The 775-nt window shown below is 53.3% G+C and carries 1 protein-coding gene; it reads left to right on the top strand.

The annotated features are described in order from the left end of the window. Positions 1 to 775: calcium-binding protein (locus ACTHUT_RS21310; protein WP_440419798.1), on the top strand; the 775-nt coding region annotated here is incomplete at both ends.

Genomic DNA, 775 nt, shown 5'->3' with positions numbered 1-775 from the left:
CAGGTAATGACACATTACAAGGTGGTGCAGGTAAAGATACCTTGGCGGGCGGAGCCGGAGACGACAGACTGTACGGCGGCAGTAACGAAGCCGATACCTATGTCTTCGAAAAAGGTCATGGTAAGGATGTGGTTTCCGACAGCGCTTACCAGGCAGCTCATACTGATACGCTGCGCTTCAACGGCGCCAAGTTTGCCGAAGCTGTATTTACCCGTTCGGGTAACAACCTGGTCATCAAAGCCTACGGTGGTGAAGATGCCGTAACCGTAGAGGGTTTTTTCAATGGTTATTACAACCGCTACTACGATTTTGCCTTTGATGACAAAACCGTTACCGCCAAAGACATGGCAGGTATGAAAATGGAAGCCGTCGGTACCGACGGCAACGAAAGCCTCTATGGCTGGGATACCACCGATGTGCTGGACGGCGGCAAAGGTGACGATAATCTGTACGGCTACAACGGTGATGACCTGCTCAAAGGCGGGGAAGGCAACGACAGCCTTTACGGCGGCGAAGGAGCCGATACGCTGGAAGGCAATGCGGGCAATGATTACCTGAGTGGTGAGGAAGGTGCCGATATCCTCAAAGGCGGCGAAGGCAACGATGAATTGCGCGGTGGCGAAGACAGCGACATTCTGAACGGCGGAGCAGGTAATGACACATTACAAGGTGGTGCAGGTAAAGATACCTTGGCGGGCGGAGCCGGAGACGACAGACTGTACGGCGGCAGTAACGAAGCCGATACCTATGTCTTCGAAAAAGGTCATGGTAAGGA

It is taken from the genome of Neisseria sp. P0022.S010 (assembly GCF_051956635.1).
Note: the sequence above shows the minus strand (reverse complement) of the source record. Positions and strands in the feature narration are given on the sequence as shown.